Genomic DNA, 867 nt, shown 5'->3' on the forward strand with positions numbered 1-867 from the left:
AAGCCAGTGCACGGCGGCCCCCTGGGCCGGCGGGACGGTCTACACCGGTGGCCAGCAGGTCTCGTACAAGGGCCACACCTGGAAGGCCAAGTGGTGGACGACGGGCGAGGAGCCGGGCACGACCGGCGAGTGGGGCGTCTGGCAGGACCTCGGCACCTGCTGAGCCGCCGGACCCCTGCGCCGTGACCGGCTGACCCGCCGGGGCCCGGCGGGCAGGACGGTCCCCGCACCACGGGGTCCCGGGCGGGCGGCCCGGGACCCCACGGGCGTGCCTGACGGCAGGTCGATCAGCCAGGGCGGGAGCTACGTGCCGGTGGGGGCCGTGGGCAGGTATCGCGGTGCGCGCCAGGCGTCCAGCCGCCGTTCCACCGCGGCCCCCAGTGACAGCAGCCCGGCGTCCTGACGCTCGCCCGCCATCAGCAGCAGACCCACGGGCAGCTCGCCCACCGACCCGGTCGGCACGGACAGCGACGGATAGCCCGCCACGGCCGCCGGGGTGGACGACGGGATCACGTCGTTGTCGCCCCGCGCGCAGTCCGTCGTCCAGGCCGGCGGGTTGGCCGGGGAGGCGATGGCGTCCAGGTCGTGAGCGGCCATGGTCTCGTCGATGGACCGCCGGGAGAGATCGTTCAGCTCGGCACGCGCGGCCCGGTACGCGGGGTCGGTGGTGGGGGGTGCGGCCAGCGCCTGTTCGAACAGTTCCTGCCCGGCGAAGCAGGTCCGCTCGGCAGGATGGGTGCGGTTGAACCGGATCAGCGCGGCGAGGTCCGCCGGCCCCTCCCGGGTAGCGAGGTACGCGTCGATGTCCCGGTGGAACTCGCTCAGCAGCGCCGGGAACTCCAGCTCCGCCAGCCGGTCCTGGTACGG

General features: G+C 74.9%; 2 protein-coding genes. One reads left to right on the forward strand and one right to left on the reverse strand.

The features are described from left to right. Positions 1-163, forward strand: a 163-nt coding sequence (locus tag IH13_RS40910) for a carbohydrate-binding protein (protein WP_234433320.1), incomplete at its 5' end; no start/stop codon positions are given. A gap of 140 nt (positions 164-303) precedes the next feature. Here IH13_RS40910 and IH13_RS0117445 read toward each other — a convergent pair. Next, positions 304-867: amidase family protein (locus tag IH13_RS0117445; RefSeq protein ID WP_031085476.1), on the reverse strand; the 564-nt coding region annotated here is incomplete at its 5' end.

Origin of the sequence: Streptomyces sp. NRRL WC-3549 (assembly GCF_000721935.1) — a bacterium.
Taxonomy (GTDB): Bacteria; Actinomycetota; Actinomycetes; order Streptomycetales; family Streptomycetaceae; genus Streptomyces.